The sequence below is a fragment of the Enterobacter sichuanensis genome (assembly GCF_002939185.1).
GTDB lineage: Bacteria > Pseudomonadota > Gammaproteobacteria > Enterobacterales > Enterobacteriaceae > Enterobacter > Enterobacter sichuanensis.
The window spans coordinates 61,434-81,362 of sequence record NZ_POVL01000018.1; the positions used below are offsets into that span (position 1 = coordinate 61,434).

Annotated in this window: 16 protein-coding genes and 1 tRNA gene; 10 read left to right on the top strand and 7 right to left on the bottom strand. The window is 56.0% G+C overall.

Annotated elements, in window-relative coordinates; translation table 11 throughout:
* Positions 1–63: 63 nt before the first annotated feature.
* The gene (locus tag C5687_RS10385) at positions 64–1,470 is read left to right on the top strand and encodes a YchO/YchP family invasin (protein WP_104556902.1); all 1,407 of its coding nucleotides are present in this window, start codon (positions 64–66) and stop codon (positions 1,468–1,470) included.
* A gap of 3 nt (positions 1,471–1,473) precedes the next feature.
* Here the strand turns inward: C5687_RS10385 and narL are convergent, their stop codons facing one another.
* Positions 1,474–2,124, bottom strand: coding sequence for a two-component system response regulator NarL (gene narL, locus C5687_RS10390; protein ID WP_104556894.1), 651 nt, complete (start codon positions 2,122–2,124; stop codon positions 1,474–1,476).
* Positions 2,117–3,910 (bottom strand): nitrate/nitrite two-component system sensor histidine kinase NarX, encoded by a 1,794-nt coding sequence (gene narX / locus C5687_RS10395; RefSeq protein ID WP_104556895.1) that lies wholly within the window; start codon positions 3,908–3,910, stop codon positions 2,117–2,119. The genes narL and narX overlap by 8 nt, the downstream gene beginning before the upstream one ends.
* 309 nt (positions 3,911–4,219) lie before the next feature.
* Between narX and C5687_RS10400 the strand changes: the two genes are divergently transcribed.
* From C5687_RS10400 to narI, 5 genes are all read left to right on the top strand, one after another.
* Positions 4,220–5,614 (top strand): NarK family nitrate/nitrite MFS transporter, encoded by a 1,395-nt coding sequence (locus C5687_RS10400; protein ID WP_095449167.1) that lies wholly within the window; start codon positions 4,220–4,222, stop codon positions 5,612–5,614.
* Between the two features lie 383 nt (positions 5,615–5,997).
* Complete coding sequence (locus C5687_RS10405; protein WP_104556896.1) at positions 5,998–9,741, top strand: nitrate reductase subunit alpha; 3,744 nt, start codon at positions 5,998–6,000, stop codon at positions 9,739–9,741.
* Positions 9,738–11,273 (top strand): nitrate reductase subunit beta, encoded by a 1,536-nt coding sequence (gene narH / locus C5687_RS10410; RefSeq protein ID WP_104556897.1) that lies wholly within the window; start codon positions 9,738–9,740, stop codon positions 11,271–11,273. Before C5687_RS10405 ends, narH begins: the two co-directional genes overlap by 4 nt.
* Positions 11,270–11,980, top strand: coding sequence for a nitrate reductase molybdenum cofactor assembly chaperone (gene narJ / locus C5687_RS10415; RefSeq protein WP_025756544.1), 711 nt, complete (start codon positions 11,270–11,272; stop codon positions 11,978–11,980). Before narH ends, narJ begins: the two co-directional genes overlap by 4 nt.
* Positions 11,980–12,657 carry a respiratory nitrate reductase subunit gamma gene (gene narI / locus C5687_RS10420; RefSeq protein ID WP_045286274.1) on the top strand — a complete coding sequence of 226 codons (678 nt, stop codon included), beginning with the start codon at positions 11,980–11,982 and terminating at the stop codon, positions 12,655–12,657. The genes narJ and narI overlap by 1 nt, the downstream gene beginning before the upstream one ends.
* Here narI and C5687_RS10425 read toward each other — a convergent pair.
* Positions 12,654–13,550 carry a DMT family transporter gene (locus tag C5687_RS10425; protein WP_047958842.1) on the bottom strand — a complete coding sequence of 299 codons (897 nt, stop codon included), beginning with the start codon at positions 13,548–13,550 and terminating at the stop codon, positions 12,654–12,656. The two genes, narI and C5687_RS10425, sit on opposite strands and share 4 nt — an antisense overlap.
* A gap of 107 nt (positions 13,551–13,657) precedes the next feature.
* Here C5687_RS10425 and C5687_RS10430 point away from each other — a divergent pair, with 107 nt between their 5' ends.
* The gene (locus C5687_RS10430; RefSeq protein WP_047959819.1) at positions 13,658–14,101 is read left to right on the top strand and encodes an Lrp/AsnC family transcriptional regulator; all 444 of its coding nucleotides are present in this window, start codon (positions 13,658–13,660) and stop codon (positions 14,099–14,101) included.
* Positions 14,102–14,210: 109 nt separating this feature from the next.
* Here the strand turns inward: C5687_RS10430 and C5687_RS10435 are convergent.
* The 3 genes from C5687_RS10435 to C5687_RS10445 all read right to left on the bottom strand — a co-directional run bounded on the left by C5687_RS10435 (position 14,211) and on the right by C5687_RS10445 (position 15,799).
* A tRNA-Tyr gene (locus tag C5687_RS10435) sits at positions 14,211–14,295 on the bottom strand.
* Between the two features lie 156 nt (positions 14,296–14,451).
* Positions 14,452–15,294 carry a formyltetrahydrofolate deformylase gene (gene purU / locus C5687_RS10440; protein WP_104556898.1) on the bottom strand — a complete coding sequence of 281 codons (843 nt, stop codon included), beginning with the start codon at positions 15,292–15,294 and terminating at the stop codon, positions 14,452–14,454.
* A gap of 46 nt (positions 15,295–15,340) precedes the next feature.
* Positions 15,341–15,799 carry a YchJ family protein gene (locus tag C5687_RS10445; RefSeq protein ID WP_104556899.1) on the bottom strand — a complete coding sequence of 153 codons (459 nt, stop codon included), beginning with the start codon at positions 15,797–15,799 and terminating at the stop codon, positions 15,341–15,343.
* 114 nt (positions 15,800–15,913) lie between these two features.
* Between C5687_RS10445 and rssA the strand changes: the two genes are divergently transcribed.
* The 3 genes from rssA to galU all read left to right on the top strand — a co-directional run bounded on the left by rssA (position 15,914) and on the right by galU (position 19,030).
* On the top strand, positions 15,914–16,816 hold the full coding sequence (gene rssA / locus C5687_RS10450) for a patatin-like phospholipase RssA (RefSeq protein WP_045286277.1): 903 nt from the start codon (positions 15,914–15,916) through the stop codon (positions 16,814–16,816).
* A 91-nt stretch (positions 16,817–16,907) separates the two neighbouring features.
* Positions 16,908–17,921, top strand: a complete 1,014-nt coding sequence (rssB, locus tag C5687_RS10455) for a two-component system response regulator RssB (RefSeq protein WP_045286278.1) — start codon at positions 16,908–16,910, stop codon at positions 17,919–17,921.
* Between the two features lie 200 nt (positions 17,922–18,121).
* Entirely contained in the window at positions 18,122–19,030 is a 909-nt protein-coding gene (gene galU / locus C5687_RS10460; protein WP_008502780.1) for a UTP--glucose-1-phosphate uridylyltransferase GalU, read from the top strand.
* A gap of 198 nt (positions 19,031–19,228) precedes the next feature.
* Here the strand turns inward: galU and hns are convergent, their stop codons facing one another.
* Positions 19,229–19,642 carry a histone-like nucleoid-structuring protein H-NS gene (gene hns, locus C5687_RS10465; RefSeq protein ID WP_008502781.1) on the bottom strand — a complete coding sequence of 138 codons (414 nt, stop codon included), beginning with the start codon at positions 19,640–19,642 and terminating at the stop codon, positions 19,229–19,231.
* Positions 19,643–19,929 lie beyond the last annotated feature (287 nt).

The following is a 19,929-nucleotide window of genomic DNA, read 5'->3' on the forward strand; positions in this document are numbered from 1 at the left end:
GGGCTTATCGCGTTAACATAATAAGAGTTTATTCATAAACACAGGTTCTTATTGACGACGCTGATGGCTGTACCGTCCCGCTTTCGTTTGCTGTTTTTACTCTCCTTTCTTACGGTCGGAGCCGTTCACGGTGCGCCGAATTCCTTTATGCATCAGGCTCTGAATCCCTTTGATAATAACGGGGACAGTTTGCCCGACCTTGGTATGGCGACGCCCACAGGCGAGGGGGAAAAACACCTGGCCGAAATGGCGAAATCCTTTGGCGAAGCCAGTATGACCGACAACGGCCTGACAACCGGCGAGCAGGCGCGTCAGTTTGCCTTTGGTCAGGTGCGCGACGCGGTGAGCGGCGAGGTGAACCAGCAGATTGAGTCCTGGCTCTCGCCCTGGGGGAACGCCAGCGTGAACGTGCTGGTGGATAACGAGGGCAAATTCAACGGCAGCAGCGGGAGCTGGTTTATCCCCTGGAACGATAACAACCGCTACCTGAGCTGGAGCCAGCTAGGCCTGACGCAGCAGACGGATGGTCTGGTCAGTAACGCCGGCATCGGGCAGCGCTGGATCGCCGGGAAATGGCTGCTGGGCTATAACACCTTTTACGATAATCTGCTGGATGAAAACCTGCAGCGTGCCGGGCTGGGCGCGGAAGTGTGGGGGGAAAATCTGCACCTGTCGGCGAACTATTATCAGCCCTTTGCCAGCTGGCGTGAGCGCTCGGACATTCAGGAGCAGCGCATGGCGCGCGGATATGACGTGACGGCCAACGCCTGGCTGCCGTGGTTCCATCATCTGAATACCAGCCTCAGCGTTGAGCAATATTTTGGTGACAACGTCGATCTGTTCAATAGCGGCACCGGCTATCACAATCCGGTGGCGGTCAACCTGGGACTTAACTATACCCCCGTTCCGCTGGTGACGTTGACCGCCGCGCATAAGCAGGGCGAGAGTGGCGAGAGCCAGAATAACCTCGGGTTGAAGCTCAACTACCGCTTTGGCGTGCCGCTGGCCAAACAGCTTTCAGCCAGTGAAGTCGCCGCCACGCGCTCCCTGCGCGGAAGCCGCTATGATTCACCGGAGCGCAACAGCCTGCCGGTGATGGAGTTCCGTCAGCGCAAAACGCTGTCCGTCTGGCTGGCCACGCCGCCGTGGGATCTGAAAGGGGGCGAAACCGTCATGCTGAAGCTGCAGGTTCGCAGCACGCACGGCATCCGCCAGATCCACTGGCAGGGGGATACGCAGGCGTTGAGTCTGACATCGCCGGCTAAAAGCAACAGCAGCGACGGCTGGAGCGTGATCATGCCCGCCTGGGATGACCGGGAAGGGGCGTCAAACCGCTGGCACCTGTCGGCGGTGGTGGAAGATGAGAAAGGCCAGTGCGTCTCATCGAATGAAATCACGCTGACCGTGGTGCAGCCGCTGGTCGCGTTACCTGACGACGACCCGCGCTGGAAGCTGCTGCCGGATGAATAACCCTTAAAAAATGCGTTCCTGGTGAACCCATACCGCGGCTTCCACGCGCGATTTTAGCTTCATTTTCTTCAGCATATGCTTCACATGCACTTTGACCGTGCTTTCGGTGATATCCAGGCGGCGGGCGATCATTTTGTTCGGCAGCCCCTGGGCAATGAGCTTGAGAATATCGCGCTCGCGCGGGGTTAACTGGCTGACGTCACGGTCAGAGGTGGCGCGGTTTGCCCGCAGGCTGGCGGCGAGGACCGGCGTTAAGGCTTCGCTGAGCACCATCTCGCCCGCCGCCGCCTGCTGCAGTGCCTTAAGCAGATCTTCCGGCTCCATATCTTTCAGCAGATAGCCATCCGCCCCGCGCTTGAGCGCCGTGACCACATCCTCTTCGTGGTTCGACACGCTAAAGACGACGATGCGCCCGGAGAGCGATTTTTCCCGCAGCTTGTCGAGGGTTTCCAGACCGTTCATGCCCGGCATATTCAGAACGAGCAGGATCAAATCGGGATCGAGGGATTCGGCAAGCTCAATGCCCTGTTCGCCGTTGCTGGCTTCGCCTACCACGGTGATATCGGGTGCCATGCTGACCAGCTGTTTCACGCCAGTACGCAGCATCGGATGGTCGTCGATCAGCAGGATGGATGCCGGTTCCTGATTAGTCATGGGTATCTCCTTGAGCAATTGTGAGCGGTTTCTCGGGAATAAAGGTGACGACAACTTCCGTGCCACCCGTCTCTCTCCGGCGAACCTGGCAATCACCGCGCAGGCTTTGGGCGCGGTCTCGCATAATAATTAAACCATAGTGATTCGTGCGTTCGGCATTTTCCGGCACGCCGCGGCCGTTGTCGTGAACCGTCAGTTTCACCTGATTGCTGTGCTGGCTGACGGTGACCGTTACCGCCGTCGCGCCGGCATGCTTAAGCACGTTGCTCAGCGCTTCGCGGGCGATCTGCAGTAAATGGATGGCCTGATGGGAGGGGACAAACCGCGGCGGCAGCTGGTAATCCAGCTTCACCTGGAACCCCAGCCGGGCGCTAAATTCGTGACAGCTGGCTTCCAGCGCCGGGCGCAGGCCCGGCTCGGTCAGCTGCAGACGAAAGGTGGTCAGCAGCTCGCGAAGCTGGATCCAGGAGGTATTCAGCTCGTTGCGGATCTGGCTCAGCAGCTGCTTGTTGCTTTCCGGCATCTCAGCATCCTGCATCTGCAGACAGCTGACCTGCATTTTCATACAGGAGAGCGACTGGGCGATGGAGTCGTGCAGTTCGCGGGCGATGGTCGCGCGCTCTTCCATGACGATCAGCTGCTGCTGTTTTTCCTGATGCCTGTCGAGCGCCAGCGTGGCTGTTAACTGTTCAACCAGCGTATCCACCAGCTGCTGCTGGTCGTGGCTCAGGTGGCGTCCGGTTGGCAGGGTGGCCAGCAGAATGCCGTACTGGGTGTGGCTGTCCGTCAGACGCCACTTCAGGGTGGTGCCGCCGGAGGTCAGCGGCGGCAGGCCGCGAGGGCAAAGATGGCAGCCTTTGTCATTGCAGGACATATCCGACTGACAGGTAAATTCCTGATGGTTCTCTTCGTCTTCCACATCGTAGACCCGCAGCTCCAGGTCGCGCAGCAGGGTCAGATTTTGCAAACCGTTCAGCACCGGCGAGAGACGTTCGCATAACGGCACCTGCATGTGCAGGCGGCGGTTGGCCTGCCACAGGAAGGAGAGGATCTCGTTTTTCTGCTCAAGGCCCGCCGTTTTTTCCTGCACGCGCTGTTCCAGCACCGCGTAGCTCTCGGAAAGCTCTGCCGACATGGTGTTGAGCGCCTGGCCGAGCATCGCCATCTCGTTGCGTCCGCTGATGTGCGTGCGCTGGGTGAAATCGCGCGCGGTGACCGCGCGGGCCATCGCCAGCAGCTGTTTCCAGGGATTCAACAGCCGGGCGCGAAGCCAGACGATAGTGAAGATCAGCAGCAGCCCCATAAACAGCGCCATTGCCCGGTGCACCATTACCACCCGGTCGATGCGTAGTTCGGTGGTCTGGTCGAACGCGGAGACCAGCGCGTCAATGCGTGTAACGAACCCCGCCACGTCCTGGACAGCCTCTGTACTGTGCGCCTGTTTCAGGCCCGGCTGCAGCTGGGTGTGCCAGTACCCCTGAAGGGCTTTAAGCTGGGATTGTTGACCGGCGCGAATGGCGGCATTTTCCAGCTCGGGGCTGAACGCGGTGCGCTCCATTTCATCAATTAAGGGCCGATCGGCCTGCGTCAGGGGAACCGATGCCAGCAGGCGATAACTCTGCATGCGTAGTGAGCCTGCCTCATTAATGGCATGCGCATTACCCTGTACTCCCTGTACCAGCCAGCCGGAGATCGCCATGCCGGTCACGCCAATGGCGGTGGACAGCAAAACAATCAGGGCGAGCTGATTCACGAGCGTCAGCGGAGATAAACATCTTTTTAACATAGAGTTGGCGTGCTCCTGACGTGGCCTGCTTGCAGGAATGGCGCTATTCTGGTGCATACCCTGGAGTATACCCATACCAATAAAGGATTACCCCTAAATTGCCAACGGAGTAGGGGGCAGAACGCGGGGGTGGCAGGAACGCGTCAGCGCCGTGAAAAACCACGTCTTTTTTGTCGAATTAGCCTACTCACTAAGGATAAGCCCTTTTTTTGTGCCGCAAATCCTCCCACTTTTCCTTTGATTTATATCAACTTACCGCCGCCTTAAAACCCTAATGTTTGCAGCATCATTCGAGAATCAGAGGTGTCTATGAGTCACTCATCCGCTCCCGAAAGGGAAAGTGGTGCCGTTATTACTGACTGGCGTCCAGAGGATCCGGCGTTCTGGCAGCAGCGCGGCCATCGTGTTGCAAGCCGGAATCTGTGGATTTCCGTTCCGTGTTTGCTGTTAGCGTTTTGCGTATGGATGTTGTTTAGTGCGGTGGCGGTCAACCTGCCGAAAGTTGGGTTTACGTTTACGACCGATCAGCTGTTTATGTTGACTGCGTTACCGTCGCTGTCGGGTGCGCTGCTGCGTGTCCCTTACGCGTTTATGGTACCGGTCTTTGGCGGTCGTCGCTGGACGGCGTTCAGCACGGGCATCATGATCGTTCCTTGCGTCTGGCTCGGCTTCGCGGTGCAGGATACCTCCACGCCGTTCAGCGTGTTCGTGATTATCTCTCTGCTGTGCGGTTTTGCCGGGGCGAACTTCGCCTCCAGTATGGCAAACATCAGCTTCTTCTTCCCGAAAGCGAAGCAGGGCGGTGCGCTGGGCATTAACGGCGGTCTGGGGAATATGGGCGTCAGCGTGATGCAGCTGATTGCGCCGCTGGCGATTTCGGTTTCCATCTTTGCTGCCTTTGGCGGCGGTGGCGTTGAGCAGGCGGATGGTTCATCCCTGTACCTGCAAAATGCGGCCTGGATTTGGGTGCCATTCCTGGTGGTGTTCACCCTTGCAGCCTGGTTCTTTATGAATGACCTGTCCGCGTCGAAAGCGTCGCTGAGCGAACAGCTGCCGGTGCTGAAACGTGGGCACTTATGGGTAATGGCGCTGCTGTATCTGGCCACCTTCGGTTCGTTTATCGGTTTCTCTGCGGGCTTCGCCATGCTGTCGAAAACGCAGTTCCCGGAAATTCAGATCCTGCACTTTGCCTTCTTCGGGCCGTTTATTGGTGCCCTGGCGCGTTCCGTTGGCGGCATGATCTCTGACCGTCTCGGCGGGACACGCGTGACGCTGGTTAACTTCGTCGTGATGGCGGTCTTCTGTGCGCTGCTGTTTCTGACGCTGCCGGCAGACGGACAGGGCGGTAACTTCATCGCCTTCTTCGGGGTGTTTATGGTGCTGTTCCTGACGGCCGGGCTGGGGAGTGCGTCCACCTTCCAGATGATCTCCGTGATCTTCCGCAAGCTGACCATGGATCGCGTGAAGGCGCAGGGGGGAAGCGAAGAGCAGGCCATGCGTGAAGCGGCGACCGATACGGCGGCGGCTCTGGGCTTTATCTCTGCGATTGGCGCGATTGGCGGCTTCTTTATCCCGAAAGCGTTTGGTATTTCGCTGGAGCTGACCGGCTCTCCGGCGGGCGCAATGAAAGTTTTCCTTGTCTTCTATATCGCCTGCGTCGTGATCACGTGGCTGGTATATGGGCGTAATACTAAGAAAAAATAAGTAAGTGTGATTATCCGTTTACGCGGCCTTCGGGTCGCGTTTTTTTTGCTGATGATTAGTTACAACATACTGAAACGCGCGCAGAGGAAACCAGCGGGTAACACTGTGATCGCCATCGCTTTACAGGGGGGTCTACCCCTTAATACCTGAGATGTTAACGAACGCCCTGTTTTTTGTACGGTAAAAAACAAATAATCTTATATATCAACAAGATGAGATGTTTTAGAAAATACCGCTTTGGTGGTATTCAGCGTAACCCCACCCTGGGAAGTCCCGCGTCGTCTTGATCGTTATCAATTCTCCCCCTCTTTCAGGGCGTTACCTTCGCTACAAATCAGCAATGTCGATTTAGAGAGCCACAGGCTCCACACAGGAGATACCCGATGAGCAAATTTTTGGACCGGTTTCGCTACTTCAAACAGAAGGGCGAAACTTTTGCCGATGGGCACGGCCAGGTTCTGGATACCAACCGGGACTGGGAAGACGGTTACCGCCAGCGCTGGCAGCATGACAAAGTCGTCCGTTCAACCCACGGCGTGAACTGCACTGGCTCATGTAGCTGGAAGATATTCGTTAAAAACGGTCTGGTGACCTGGGAAATGCAGCAGACCGACTATCCGCGCACCCGTCCGGATATGCCAAACCACGAACCGCGCGGCTGCCCGCGTGGCGCCAGCTACTCCTGGTATCTCTACAGCGCGAACCGCCTCAAATACCCGCTGATGCGCAAGCGCCTGATGAAAATGTGGCGTGAAGCGAAAGTGCAGCACAGCGATCCGGTTGATGCCTGGGCCTCCATCATTGAAGATGCGGACAAAGCGAAAAGCTTTAAGCAGGCCCGCGGTCGCGGTGGCTTTGTGCGTTCTTCCTGGAAAGAGGTCAACGAGCTGATTGCCGCTTCTAACGTCTACACCGTTAAAACCTACGGTCCTGACCGCGTGGCGGGCTTCTCGCCGATCCCGGCGATGTCCATGGTCTCTTATGCCTCCGGCGCGCGCTATCTCTCCTTAATCGGCGGCACCTGCCTGAGCTTCTACGACTGGTACTGCGACCTGCCCCCAGCCTCTCCGCAGACCTGGGGCGAGCAGACCGACGTGCCGGAATCTGCGGACTGGTACAACTCCAGCTACATCATCGCCTGGGGCTCTAACGTGCCGCAGACCCGTACGCCAGACGCGCACTTCTTTACCGAAGTGCGTTACAAAGGCACCAAAACCGTGGCGGTCACCCCGGACTACGCCGAAATCGCCAAGCTGTGCGACCTGTGGCTGGCTCCGAAGCAGGGCACCGATGCCGCGATGGCGATGGCGATGGGCCACGTCATGCTGCGCGAGTTCCACCTGGATAAGCCCAGCCAGTATTTCACCGACTACGTCCGCCGCTACACCGACATGCCAATGCTGGTGATGCTGGAAGAACGTGACGGGTACTACGCCGCCGGCCGCACCCTGCGCGCCGCCGATCTGGTGGATGCTCTGGGCCAGGAAAATAACCCTGAGTGGAAAACCGTCGCGTATAACAGCAACGGCGAACTGGTGGCGCCAAACGGCTCTATCGGCTTCCGCTGGGGCGAGAAGGGCAAGTGGAACCTTGAGCAACGTAACGGCACGACTGGCGAAGAGACGGAACTGCGTATGAGCATGCTGGGTAGCCAGGACGAGATCGCCGAGGTCGGTTTCCCGTACTTCGGCGGCGAAGGTTCCGAGCATTTCAACAAGGTTGAGCTGCAGAACGTCCTGATGCATAAGCTGCCGGTGAAACGCCTGCAGCTGGCCGACGGCTCTACCGCGCTGGTCACTACCGTTTATGACCTGACCATGGCGAACTACGGCCTGGAGCGTGGTCTGAACGATGAAAACTGTGCGACCAGCTATGACGACGTGAAAGCCTACACCCCGGCATGGGCGGAACAGATCACCGGTGTACCTCGCGCGCAGATCGTGCGTATCGCCCGTGAGTTCGCTGAAAACGCCGACAAGACCCATGGCCGTTCGATGATCATCGTCGGTGCGGGTCTGAACCACTGGTATCACCTGGATATGAACTACCGTGGTCTGATCAACATGCTGATTTTCTGCGGCTGTGTCGGTCAGAGCGGCGGCGGCTGGGCGCACTACGTAGGCCAGGAAAAACTGCGTCCGCAGACTGGCTGGCAGCCGCTGGCGTTTGCCCTCGACTGGCAGCGCCCGGCACGCCACATGAACAGCACCTCTTACTTCTATAACCACTCCAGCCAGTGGCGCTACGAAACGGTCACCGCCCAGGAACTGCTGTCGCCGATGGCGGATAAATCCCGCTACAGCGGCCACCTGATTGACTTCAACGTGCGTGCTGAGCGCATGGGCTGGCTGCCGTCTGCGCCTCAACTGGGCACCAACCCGCTGCGCATCGCGGAAGAGGCGAAGAAGGCGGGGATGTCGCCGGTGGATTACACCGTGAAATCACTGAAGGATGGCTCAATCCGTTTCGCGGCAGAACAGCCGGAAAACGGGAAAAACCATCCGCGTAACCTGTTTATCTGGCGCTCCAACCTGCTGGGCTCGTCCGGTAAAGGCCACGAGTACATGCTGAAATACCTGCTGGGTACCGAAAACGGCATTCAGGGGAAAGATCTCGGCAAGCAGGGCGGCGTGAAGCCGAAAGAGGTGGAGTGGAAAGACAACGGTCTCGACGGCAAGCTGGATCTGGTGGTGACCCTCGACTTCCGTCTCTCCAGTACCTGCCTGTACTCCGACATCGTGCTGCCTACCGCCACCTGGTACGAAAAAGACGACATGAATACCTCGGATATGCATCCGTTTATTCATCCGCTGTCTGCGGCCGTTGACCCGGCGTGGGAATCGAAAAGCGACTGGGATATCTACAAGGACATCGCGAAGAAATTCTCTGAGGTCTGCGTAGGGCACCTCGGTAAAGAGACCGACGTGGTGACGCTGCCAATCCAGCACGACTCCGCTGCCGAACTGGCGCAGCCGCTGGACGTGAAGGACTGGAAAAAAGGCGAGTGCGACCTGATCCCGGGCGTGACCGCGCCGCACATTATTCCGGTTGAACGTGATTACCCGGCAACGTACGAACGCTTTACCTCTATCGGCCCGCTGATGGAGAAAATCGGTAACGGCGGGAAAGGGATTGCCTGGAACACCCAGAGCGAAATGGATCTGCTGCGTAAGCTTAACTACACCAAAGCGGACGGCCCGGCGAAAGGCCAGCCCTGCCTTAACACGGCGATTGATGCCGCAGAGATGATCCTGACCCTGGCACCGGAAACCAACGGCCACGTCGCGGTGAAAGCCTGGGCGGCGCTGAGTGAGTTTACCGGTCGCGACCATACGCACCTGGCGAAGAATAAAGAGGAAGAGAAAATCCGCTTCCGCGATATTCAGGCGCAGCCGCGCAAGATTATCTCCAGCCCGACCTGGTCTGGCCTCGAAGATGAGCATGTCTCTTACAACGCTGGCTACACCAACGTTCACGAGCTGATCCCATGGCGCACCCTCTCCGGTCGTCAGTCGCTGTATCAGGATCACCAGTGGATGCGCGACTTCGGTGAAAGCCTGCTGGTTTACCGTCCGCCAATCGACACCCGCTCCGTGAAAACCGTAATGGGTGCGAAATCGAACGGTAACCCGGAGAAGGCGCTGAACTTCCTGACACCGCACCAGAAGTGGGGGATCCACTCCACCTACAGCGACAACCTGCTGATGCTGACCCTGTCGCGCGGTGGTCCGATTGTCTGGATGAGCGAAACGGACGCCAAAGATCTGGGTATCGAAGATAACGACTGGATCGAAGTGTTCAACAGCAACGGTGCCCTGACGGCGCGTGCGGTGGTGAGCCAGCGCGTACCGGCCGGGATGACCATGATGTACCACGCGCAGGAGCGTATCGTGAACCTGCCGGGGTCAGAAATCACCGAGCAGCGCGGCGGGATCCACAACTCCGTGACCCGTATTACGCCGAAACCGACCCATATGATCGGTGGCTATGCCCAGCTGGCCTACGGCTTTAACTACTATGGCACCGTAGGTTCGAACCGCGATGAGTTCGTGGTGGTACGTAAGATGAAGAATATTAACTGGTTAGACGGCGAAGGTAATGACCAGGTACAGGAGAGCGTAAAATGAAAATTCGTTCACAAGTCGGCATGGTGCTGAATCTGGATAAATGCATCGGCTGTCATACCTGCTCGGTCACCTGTAAAAACGTCTGGACCAGCCGTGAAGGTATGGAGTATGCCTGGTTCAACAACGTGGAAAGTAAGCCGGGCACCGGCTTCCCGACCGACTGGGAAAACCAGGAGAAGTGGAAGGGCGGCTGGATCCGCAAAATCAACGGTAAGCTGCAGCCGCGCATGGGTAACCGCGCTTTGCTTCTGGGAAAAATCTTCGCTAACCCGCATCTGCCGGGCATTGAGGATTATTACGAGCCGTTTGACTACGACTACCAGAACCTGCACAACGCGCCGGAAAGCAAACACCAGCCTATCGCCCGTCCTCGCTCGCTGATCACCGGTCAGCGCATGGACAAAATTACCAGCGGTCCAAACTGGGAAGAGATCCTGGGCGGCGAGTTCGAAAAACGCGCCAAAGACCAGAATTTCGAGAACATGCAGAAGGCGATGTACGGCCAGTTCGAAAACACCTTCATGATGTATCTGCCGCGCCTGTGCGAGCACTGCCTCAACCCGGCGTGCGTGGCGACCTGCCCGAGCGGTGCCATCTACAAGCGTGAAGAAGACGGCATTGTCCTTATCGACCAGGACAAGTGCCGCGGCTGGCGGATGTGCATCACTGGCTGCCCGTACAAAAAAATCTACTTCAACTGGAAGAGCGGCAAGTCTGAGAAGTGCATCTTCTGCTACCCGCGTATTGAAGCCGGTATGCCGACCGTTTGCTCCGAGAGCTGCGTAGGCCGTATCCGCTACCTCGGCGTGCTGCTGTACGACGCGGACGCAATTGAAAACGCTGCCAGCACCGAGCACGAGAAAGATCTGTATCAGCGTCAGCTGGACGTGTTCCTCGACCCGAACGATCCGAAGGTGATTGAGCAGGCGCTGAAGGACGGCATTCCGCAGAGCGTGATTGACGCCGCGCAGCAGTCTCCGGTGTACAAAATGGCGATGGACTGGAAGCTGGCCCTGCCGCTGCACCCGGAATACCGCACGCTGCCGATGGTCTGGTACGTGCCGCCTCTGTCGCCGATTCAGTCAGCCTCGGATGCGGGCGAGCTGGGCAGTAACGGCATTCTGCCGGACGTGGAAAGCCTGCGTATCCCGGTTCAGTATCTGGCAAACCTGCTGACCGCAGGCGATACCCAGCCGGTACTGCTGGCGCTGAAACGTATGCTGGCAATGCGCCACTTCAAACGTGCCGAAACCGTGGACGGCGTGACCGATACCCGTGCGCTGGAAGAGGTCGGTCTGACCGAAGCGCAGGCGGAGGAGATGTACCGCTACCTGGCGATTGCCAACTACGAAGATCGTTTCGTGGTGCCGAGCAGCCACCGTGAACTGGCCCGCGAAGCCTTCCCGGAGAAAAATGGCTGTGGCTTTACCTTTGGCGACGGCTGCCACGGGTCAGACAGCAAATTCAATCTGTTCAACAGCCGCCGTATCGATGCCATGGATGTGACCAGTAAAACGGAGCCGCACTCATGATTGAACTCGTCATTGTTTCGCGTCTGCTGGAGTACCCGGATGCTGCGCTGGTGCAGCATCAGCAGGAGCTGTTTGATGCACTCGCGTCATCCGAAAACCTGGATAAAGAGGATGCCCAGCGGCTTGGGGTTTTCCTCCGCGACCTGTTAGCGCGCGATCTTCTCGATGCGCAGGCGGACTACAGCCAGCTGTTTGACCGCGGGCGGGCAACCTCGCTGCTGCTGTTTGAACATGTTCACGGTGAGTCCCGCGACCGCGGTCAGGCAATGGTCGACCTGATGGCGCAGTACGAGCAGCACGGCCTGCAGCTCGACAGCCGCGAGCTGCCGGACCATCTGCCGCTCTATCTGGAGTATCTGGCGCAGCTGCCGAAAGAGGAGGCGCTGGGTGGTCTGCAGGACATCGCGCCGATCCTGGCGCTGCTCGGCGCGCGGCTTCAGCAGCGCGAGAGCCGCTACGCGGTGCTGTTCGACCTGCTGGTGAAGCTGGCCAACGCGTCGGTCGACAGTGAAAAAGTGGCGGAGAAAATCGCCGATGAAGCCCGGGACGATACCCCGCAGGCGCTGGATGCCGTCTGGGAGGAAGAACAGGTGAAATTCTTTGCTGACCAGAGCTGTGGCGAGTCTGAAATCTCTGCTCACCAGCGTCGTTTTGCCGGTGCCGTTGCCCCGCAATATTTGAATATCTCTAACGGAGGACAGCAATAATGCACTTCCTGAATATGTTCTTCTTTGACATCTACCCGTATATCGCGGGCACCGTGTTCCTGGTGGGAAGTTGGCTGCGTTATGACTACGGCCAGTATACCTGGCGCGCTGGCTCCAGCCAGATGCTGGATCGTAAAGGGATGCATGTGGCCTCTAACCTGTTCCACATCGGTATTCTGGGCATTTTTGCCGGCCACTTCCTCGGCATGCTGACGCCGCACTGGATGTACGAAGCGTGGCTGCCCATTGAGGTGAAGCAGAAGATGGCGATGATCGCCGGGGGGGCCTGCGGGGTGATGACCCTGGTGGGGGGCCTGCTGTTGTTGAAACGTCGTCTGTTCAGCCCCCGCGTGCGGGCAACCACCACCGGGGCGGACATCCTGATCCTCTCCCTGCTGATGGTGCAGTGCGCGCTGGGTCTGCTGACCATTCCGTTCTCGGCGCAGCATATGGACGGCAGTGAAATGATGAAGCTGGTGGGCTGGGCGCAGTCTGTGGTGACTTTCCACGGTGGTGCATCTGAACATCTGGACGGCGTGGCGTTTATCTTCCGCGTTCACCTGGTGCTGGGGATGACGCTGTTTGTGTTATTCCCGTTCTCTCGCCTGGTGCACATCTGGAGCGCGCCGGTGGAATACCTGACGCGCAAATACCAGATTGTACGCGCCCGTCGCTAATTTGCCGTTTTGATACCAACCCCGCACTCGCGGGGTTTTTTTTCGCCCCAGCCCAGGTTATTGCCCGCTGCAGCAAACAGGATCAGCGCGCCGCCTGCCAGCTGCGTCAGGTTCAGCGAGTGTCCAAATACCAGATTATCAACAACGATCGCCACCACCGGATAGATAAACGACAGCGAGCCGGTAATGGGCGTCGGCAGCTTCTGAATCGCACTGTAGAGCAGTTGATACATAATGCCGGTATGGACAATGCCCAGCGTAAGCAAGATCGGCCAGGGGAAATCGGCGGACAATGACGGCATGCGGGCAAACGGCAGAAGCATGACGACGCCCGTCAGCACCTGGATGAAGGCAATATGCTGCGGCGCAACCGATCGCAGCTTGCGGGCAATCATGGCCGTTACCGCATAGAAGAAGGCAGCGGCCATTGCCAGCCCGATCCCGGCGAGCCAGTCGGCGCCATGTGCGCTGGTCAATTCACTGGAGAGCAAAATGACCACGCCGCCAAAGGCGAGCACCAGCCAGCCCCATTTCACCAGGCTGACACGCTCGCCGAAAAGCATCCCCATCAATACCAGCATAAACGGCTGAGTGTTATACACCACGGTCGAAAGACCAATTGAGATCCGTTCATAGGCCGCGAAGAGCAGCAGCCAGTTCACCACTAATGCCGCTCCGCCGAGGATCGCCAGCAGCAGCGTCGTGCGGGTGAGGGGGCTAAACGGCTTTCGACTCATGCGAATAAAAATGAACAGTGCTACTGCCCCAATCAGGCAGCGCCAGAACACCACTTCCGTTACCGGCAGACCGGACAGTAAAACAAACGCGCCAATTGAGCCGGAAATTAACATCGCCAGGCTCATTTGCCAGACGCCTTTATGGAAATCACGCATCATCCACCTCCTGATTGATGACGTTATTGTCGAAAATGGCTGTCGTGTTTTACAGGGGTGATATAAGGTTTAAGAGCTAAATGACTTTTTAAAATTAGGTGAAAACGATGGAATGCCTACTTGATGATATCGACCGACAAATCTTAGCCTGTCTGGTTGAGGATGCGCGTATGTCCCTGAAGGTGCTCAGCGGGCGTATCGGGCTGACGTCACCCAGCACGGCGGAGCGCCTGAAAAGGCTGGAAGAGCGCGGTGTGATTCAGGGGTATGGCGCGCGGGTGAACCTGGCGGCGTTAGGGTATACGCTGCAGGCGCTGGTGCGCGTACGGCCACTGCCGGGGCTGTTGCATAAAGTGGATAAGTACATTCAGGCAATGCCGGAGTGTATTGAGAGCGACAAAGTGACCGGGGAGGACTGCTTTGTTATCCGGCTGGTGGTGCGGTCTATCGAACAGCTTGATGCGCTGCTGGACGGGCTGGCGGAGCATGCCCAGTGCAATACGTCGATTGTGAAAAGCACGCCGGTGACGCGACGTTTGCCACCGATATAGCCATCTGTCGCCGGGTGGCGGCTGCGCCTTACCCGGCCTACAACGGATTCATATATCGAAAAATTGTGGAGCGTTAAGGTAAGGAAGATTTTACAGCGCATGGAAATGATGGTGGTGGGGGAAGGATTCGAACCTTCGAAGTCGATGACGGCAGATTTACAGTCTGCTCCCTTTGGCCGCTCGGGAACCCCACCACGGGGTAATGCTATTAACTGGCCTGCTTCCTGCTGGAAGCGGGGCGCATCATATCAAATGAGGCGCCCCTGTAAAGCATTCCTTTAGTGAAATGACGTCGTTTGCCTGCTTTTTATCCGTAAAGGTGCAAAGCTAATCAATTCATTTCCCTGGGATTAAAGAATAATGGTTCTGTTACCGTAAACGAATACCCGCTGCGCCAGCACCTGATACAGCGCACGACTGAGCACATTCTTCTCAACGTCGCGCCCGGCGCGCATCATGTCCTCAGCCGTGTAGGTGTGATCCACATGAATTACGTCCTGCATGATGATAGGACCTTCATCCAGGTTATCATTCACGTAGTGCGCCGTGGCTCCGATGATCTTCACGCCACGCTCATAGGCCTGATGGTAAGGACGCGCACCGATAAAGGCCGGCAGGAACGAGTGGTGAATGTTGATGATCTTATTCGGGAAGCGCGCCACGAAGGATGGCGTCAGCACGCGCATATATTTCGCCAGCACCACGTAGTCCGGGTTGTGGGCTTCAATGGCCTGCGCCATCAGGTTGTCGTGTTCTTCACGGGTGTGGCCTTCATGGCTGACCAGCTCGAATGGAATATCAAAACGCTCGACCAGCGTGCGCAGCGTCTCGTGGTTGCCGATAACGGCCGCAATTTCGACGTCCAGACCGCCGTAGTTGGCTTTCATCAGCAGATCGCCCAGGCAATGCGCCTCTTTGGTCACCAGAATCACGATGCGGCGTCGGCCTGCGGGGGTCAGTTCACGCACGGAGCCTTCCGGCAGCGCGCTGTCCAGATCGGCAAGCAGGGTGGTGTCGTTGAAAATACCTTCCAGTTCGGTACGCATGAAGAAACGTCCGGTACGGTGGTCAACGAACTCGTTGTTCTGCACGATATTCAGTTCATGCTTGTAACAAATGTTGGTAATTCGTGCGATCAGTCCTTTTTGATCGGGACAGATGGTGCGCAGAACTTTACGTTGTATTGATTGCATCGCCGGGAAATCCTGTTTGTATTTGCGAAGTCTGGGTTGTCAGGCGTTACTGCCCGCAACACTTTTTAAATTTTTTACCTGAACCACACGGGCAGGGATCGTTACGACCAAACTGTGGGCGCGTTCCGTCAATATAATACCATTGCCCGCTTTCCTTTAAGAACCGGGAACGTTCGATAATGGCGCCAGGCTTATTATTCTCGGTAAAGCGGGCCACAAAGCTGACATAACCCTCATCAGCATGACTCCCGGTTGAGGATTCATAGACGGTAAGGCCAAGCCATTGCGTACTGGCGAACCCGGCTTCGATCTCCTGTCTGAATTCCGCCGCGTGGCAGGACGGGTGCCAGGTTTTAATCAGGTAGTCTGCGTCTTTGATCACAAAAGCAGTGTACCGTGAACGCATGAGGTGTGACGGCTCTGGTGCAACCTGATCGCCAGAAAGATATCGCTGGCAACATAGGCTATACTCCAGAGCGCTACCACAAGGGCAGAGTTGAGACACGATTCTCTTCCTGGAACAATAAATAAAGGCGTTAAACGCTTCGGGTAGCACTATGTTAACTGAGCTGTTGCGTTGATGCTATGTCAGGAATCCAGGGGACGTAAAACAGGGCTAATGAGAAAGGTTAAAATAGGACTGGCGCTGGGCTCAGGTGCAGCCCGCGGATGGTCACATATCGGCGTGATTAACGCGTTAAAACAGATGGGTGTTGACGTCGATATTGTTGCAGGGTGTTCAATCGGCTCGCTTGTCGGCTCCGCTTACGCGTGCGGGAAGCTGCCGGAGCTCGAGACCTGGGTGCGTTCCTTCAGTTACTGGGACGTGCTTCGTCTGATGGATCTCTCATGGCAGCGTGGCGGACTCTTACGCGGCGAACGCGTCTTTAACCAGTTCCGCCAGGTTATGCCTCTCGAAGACTTCACGGATTGCCAGATGCCGTTCGGCGCCGTCGCGACGAATCTTAGCACCGGTCGCGAGCTTTGGCTGACTGAAGGGGATATCCATCTTGCCGTTCGCGCCTCCTGCAGTATACCGGGCTTAATGGCGCCTGTGCCGCATAACGGCTACTGGCTTGTCGACGGTGGCGTCGTTAATCCGGTCCCCATATCTCTGACGCGTGCCATGGGGGCAGACATCGTGATTGCCGTGGACCTGCAGCATGATGCCCACCTGATGCAACAGGATCTTATGCCGGTCAATCTGCAGAGCGACGAACCTGAGGGCGAAAAACTGGCCTGGCATGAGCGCCTGCGTGGTCGAATCGGGCGTATGACTGCACGACGCGCGGTGGCGGCCCCGACAGCCATCGAAATCATGACCACCTCAATCCAGGTACTTGAGAACCGCCTCAAGCGAAATCGTATGGCCGGCGACCCGCCAGACATTCTTATTCAACCGTACTGTCCACAAATCTCTACCCTCGATTTCCATCGGGCTGAGGCCGCCATCGCAGCGGGCTCGTTAGCCGTCGAAAAGAAAATGAACGAACTGTTGCCTTTTGTGCGAACAGCACGTTAAGCACCTTTTTTTGACTACTTCAGCAAAATCTGACAGGCGATAGTGCCGATCGCATGCCACTATTTAGTTACTGTCAGCCAGGGGAGGAACCATGACGCAGCCATTGGCCGGAAAACATATTTTGATTGTAGAAGACGAGCCCGTTTTCCGATCGCTACTGGATTCGTGGTTGTCCTCACTGGGCGCTAACACGTCACTGGCTGAAGATGGCATCGACGCCCTGGAGAAAATGAACAGCATCACGCCCGATTTGATGATTTGCGACATTGCGATGCCGCGGATGAATGGGCTGAAGCTGGTTGAACATCTGCGTAACGAAGGCAACCAGACGCCGATTCTGGTGATATCCGCCACTGAGAATATGGCGGATATCGCGAAAGCGTTGCGTCTTGGGGTGCAGGATATTCTGCTTAAGCCGGTCAAGGATCTGAACCGGTTACGGGAAACGGTATTAGCCTGTCTTTATCCGAATATGTTTAATTCCCGGGTAGAGGAAGAGGAACGCCTTTTCCAGGACTGGGATGCCCTGGTCAGCGATCCGCCCGCTGCGGCGAAGCTTTTACAAGAACTCCAGCCGCCCGTTCAGCAAACCATTTCGCATTGCCGTATCAATTATCGTCAGCTGGTGGCGGCAGACCAGCCTGGGCTGGTGCTGGATATTGCGCCACTGTCTGATGTCGATCTTGCGTTTTATTCCCTGGATGTCACCCGGGCGGGGGATAACGGCGTATTAGCGGCGTTACTCCTTCGTGCGTTATTTAACGGTTTGCTGCAGGAACAGTTATCGCATCAGGGACAACGGTTGCCGGAGTTAGGCAGTTTACTCAAACAAGTCAACCAGCTTTTTCGTCAGGCGAATTTACCCGGACAGTTTCCGCTGCTGGTCGGTTATTACCACAGCGGTTTAAAAAATCTTATCCTCGTTTCAGCCGGCCTCAACGCTTCACTGAATACCGGTGAGCACCATATTCAGGTGAGTAACGGTGTGCCGCTTGGGACATTGGGAACGGCGTATCTTAATCAAATAAGCCACCGCTGTTCCTCCTGGCAGTGCCAAATTTGGGGCGCCGGGGGACGGCTACGCTTAATGTTGTCCACGGAATAAGCAATTGGATCTTAATTTTAAGATTGCTTTACCTGTGTTTTACGGGGAGTGCTACTATCGCTGCCCAGATTCATGCGTATTTATCCTAATTGATCGGCAACGCGTTCTTTTCAGACCCGAACTGCGGGGCGAGACTGATATACTCAACGCGTTATTTATTGCATAAAAGTTCAAAACTTGAACAGCTCAGGAGAATTTGAATGGCTGCCCTAAATTCGAAAGTCAGAAAGGCCGTCATCCCGGTAGCGGGATTGGGGACCAGGATGTTACCAGCAACTAAGGCGATTCCTAAAGAGATGCTGCCTCTGGTTGATAAGCCATTAATCCAGTATGTCGTCAACGAATGTATCGCAGCCGGCATTACGGAAATTGTGCTGGTTACACATTCATCAAAAAACTCTATCGAAAACCATTTCGATACAAGCTTTGAACTTGAAGCCATGCTGGAAAAACGTGTTAAGCGTCAGCTGTTAGAGGAAGTTCAGTCTATTTGTCCTCCGCACGTAACTATTATGCAGGTTCGTCAGGGGCTGGCGAAAGGTCTGGGCCACGCCGTCATGTGTGCACACCCTGTTGTGGGTGACGAGCCTGTGGCGGTGATTCTGCCAGACGTAATTCTGGATGAATACGAATCCGATCTCTCTCAGGATAACCTTGCTGAGATGATCAAACGTTTCGACGAAACGGGCAGCAGCCAGATCATGGTTGAGCCGGTGGAAGACGTGACGGCTTACGGTGTGGTTGACTGCAAAGGCGTTAACCTTGAGCCGGGTGAAAGTGTGCCAATGGTTGGCGTCGTAGAGAAGCCTAAAGCCGACGTAGCGCCTTCAAACCTGGCTGTAGTGGGTCGCTATGTCCTGAGCGCCGAAATCTGGCCTCTGCTGGCTAAAACGCCTCCAGGCGCGGGTGATGAGATCCAGTTGACCGATGCCATTGATATGCTGATCGAGAAAGAGACCGTTGAGGCTTACCATATGAAAGGTAAGAGCCATGACTGCGGTAATAAGCTCGGTTATATGCAGGCATTCGTGGAATATGGCATTCGCCACAATACCCTTGGTGAAGAATTTAAAACCTGGCTCAAAGAGAGCGTAGGTATTAAGAAATAAGCCATAGTGGTAAATGTTCAAAACCGGTGAGGCCTGGCCCACCGGTTTTTTATGCCCATAAGATCCAGAGACCAGCCGGGAGTAACTGCGGCGAAACGGGAGAATAACGCTTTATGACAGAGTGTAAGGGGATGTTTGCGACAAATTTTGGTTAAAAAAAATCCCGCATTATGCGGGATTTTTCTGAATGCGGCTTGATTAATCCTTGATCAGGAAGTCATCCAGCTGTTTACCTTGCTCATCCATGGCTTTCTTGATAACAGCAGGAGTACGACCCTGGCCAGTCCAGGTTTTAGTTTCGCCGTTCTCGTCAACATAGCTATATTTAGCAGGACGAGCAGCACGCTTAGCTTTAGTACCGGTTTTAGCTGCAGCCATGCTGTTCAGCAATTCATTTGGATCGATACCATCAGCAATCAGCATTTCACGATATTGCTGCAGTTTACGAGTACGTTCTTCGATTTCAGCAGCAGCAGCGCTTTCTTCTTCACGACGTTCATTAACTACAACTTCTAATTTTTCCAGCATTTCTTCAAGCGTTTCGAGGGTGCATTCTCTTGCCTGCGCACGAAGAGTACGGATGTTGTTCAGAATTTTAAGTGCTTCGCTCATTGTAGTAATCTCAAACTTATAATGGGGGGTGGTTTGTTGACCTAATAATAGAGCCATAAATTCAGATGTGCAATAGCCAGGAATGTAAGGAATTCAAAAAATACTAAATAATGCCGCTATTATTAATTACGCTAACTTAAATTTCATCGCCCGACAGTCTCGCTTGTTATCACGCAAACCAGCTTTACCCGGCCGCTCGCCTGTTTTTTTGTGACATTTACCGCAGGAATTATAGTTGCGGCGGAGAAATATCAGCCTTTCGTATTAGTTCCCGTCAGGGATGCTAA

What these genes read in the sequence shown, in the direction of transcription:
- C5687_RS10430 (WP_047959819.1), top strand. Translation starts at nt 13,658, where the DNA reads ATGGAATGCCTACTTGATGATATCGACCGACAAATCTTAGCCTGTCTG.
- narH (WP_104556897.1), top strand. Translation starts at nt 9,738, where the DNA reads ATGAAAATTCGTTCACAAGTCGGCATGGTGCTGAATCTGGATAAATGC.
- hns (WP_008502781.1), bottom strand. Translation starts at nt 19,642, where the DNA reads ATGAGCGAAGCACTTAAAATTCTGAACAACATCCGTACTCTTCGTGCG.
- C5687_RS10385 (WP_104556902.1), top strand. Translation starts at nt 64, where the DNA reads ATGGCTGTACCGTCCCGCTTTCGTTTGCTGTTTTTACTCTCCTTTCTT.
- galU (WP_008502780.1), top strand. Translation starts at nt 18,122, where the DNA reads ATGGCTGCCCTAAATTCGAAAGTCAGAAAGGCCGTCATCCCGGTAGCG.
- narX (WP_104556895.1), bottom strand. Translation starts at nt 3,910, where the DNA reads ATGTTAAAAAGATGTTTATCTCCGCTGACGCTCGTGAATCAGCTCGCC.
- narL (WP_104556894.1), bottom strand. Translation starts at nt 2,124, where the DNA reads ATGACTAATCAGGAACCGGCATCCATCCTGCTGATCGACGACCATCCG.
- purU (WP_104556898.1), bottom strand. Translation starts at nt 15,294, where the DNA reads ATGCAATCAATACAACGTAAAGTTCTGCGCACCATCTGTCCCGATCAA.
- rssB (WP_045286278.1), top strand. Translation starts at nt 16,908, where the DNA reads ATGACGCAGCCATTGGCCGGAAAACATATTTTGATTGTAGAAGACGAG.
- C5687_RS10400 (WP_095449167.1), top strand. Translation starts at nt 4,220, where the DNA reads ATGAGTCACTCATCCGCTCCCGAAAGGGAAAGTGGTGCCGTTATTACT.
- narI (WP_045286274.1), top strand. Translation starts at nt 11,980, where the DNA reads ATGCACTTCCTGAATATGTTCTTCTTTGACATCTACCCGTATATCGCG.
- C5687_RS10425 (WP_047958842.1), bottom strand. Translation starts at nt 13,550, where the DNA reads ATGCGTGATTTCCATAAAGGCGTCTGGCAAATGAGCCTGGCGATGTTA.
- rssA (WP_045286277.1), top strand. Translation starts at nt 15,914, where the DNA reads ATGAGAAAGGTTAAAATAGGACTGGCGCTGGGCTCAGGTGCAGCCCGC.
- narJ (WP_025756544.1), top strand. Translation starts at nt 11,270, where the DNA reads ATGATTGAACTCGTCATTGTTTCGCGTCTGCTGGAGTACCCGGATGCT.
- C5687_RS10405 (WP_104556896.1), top strand. Translation starts at nt 5,998, where the DNA reads ATGAGCAAATTTTTGGACCGGTTTCGCTACTTCAAACAGAAGGGCGAA.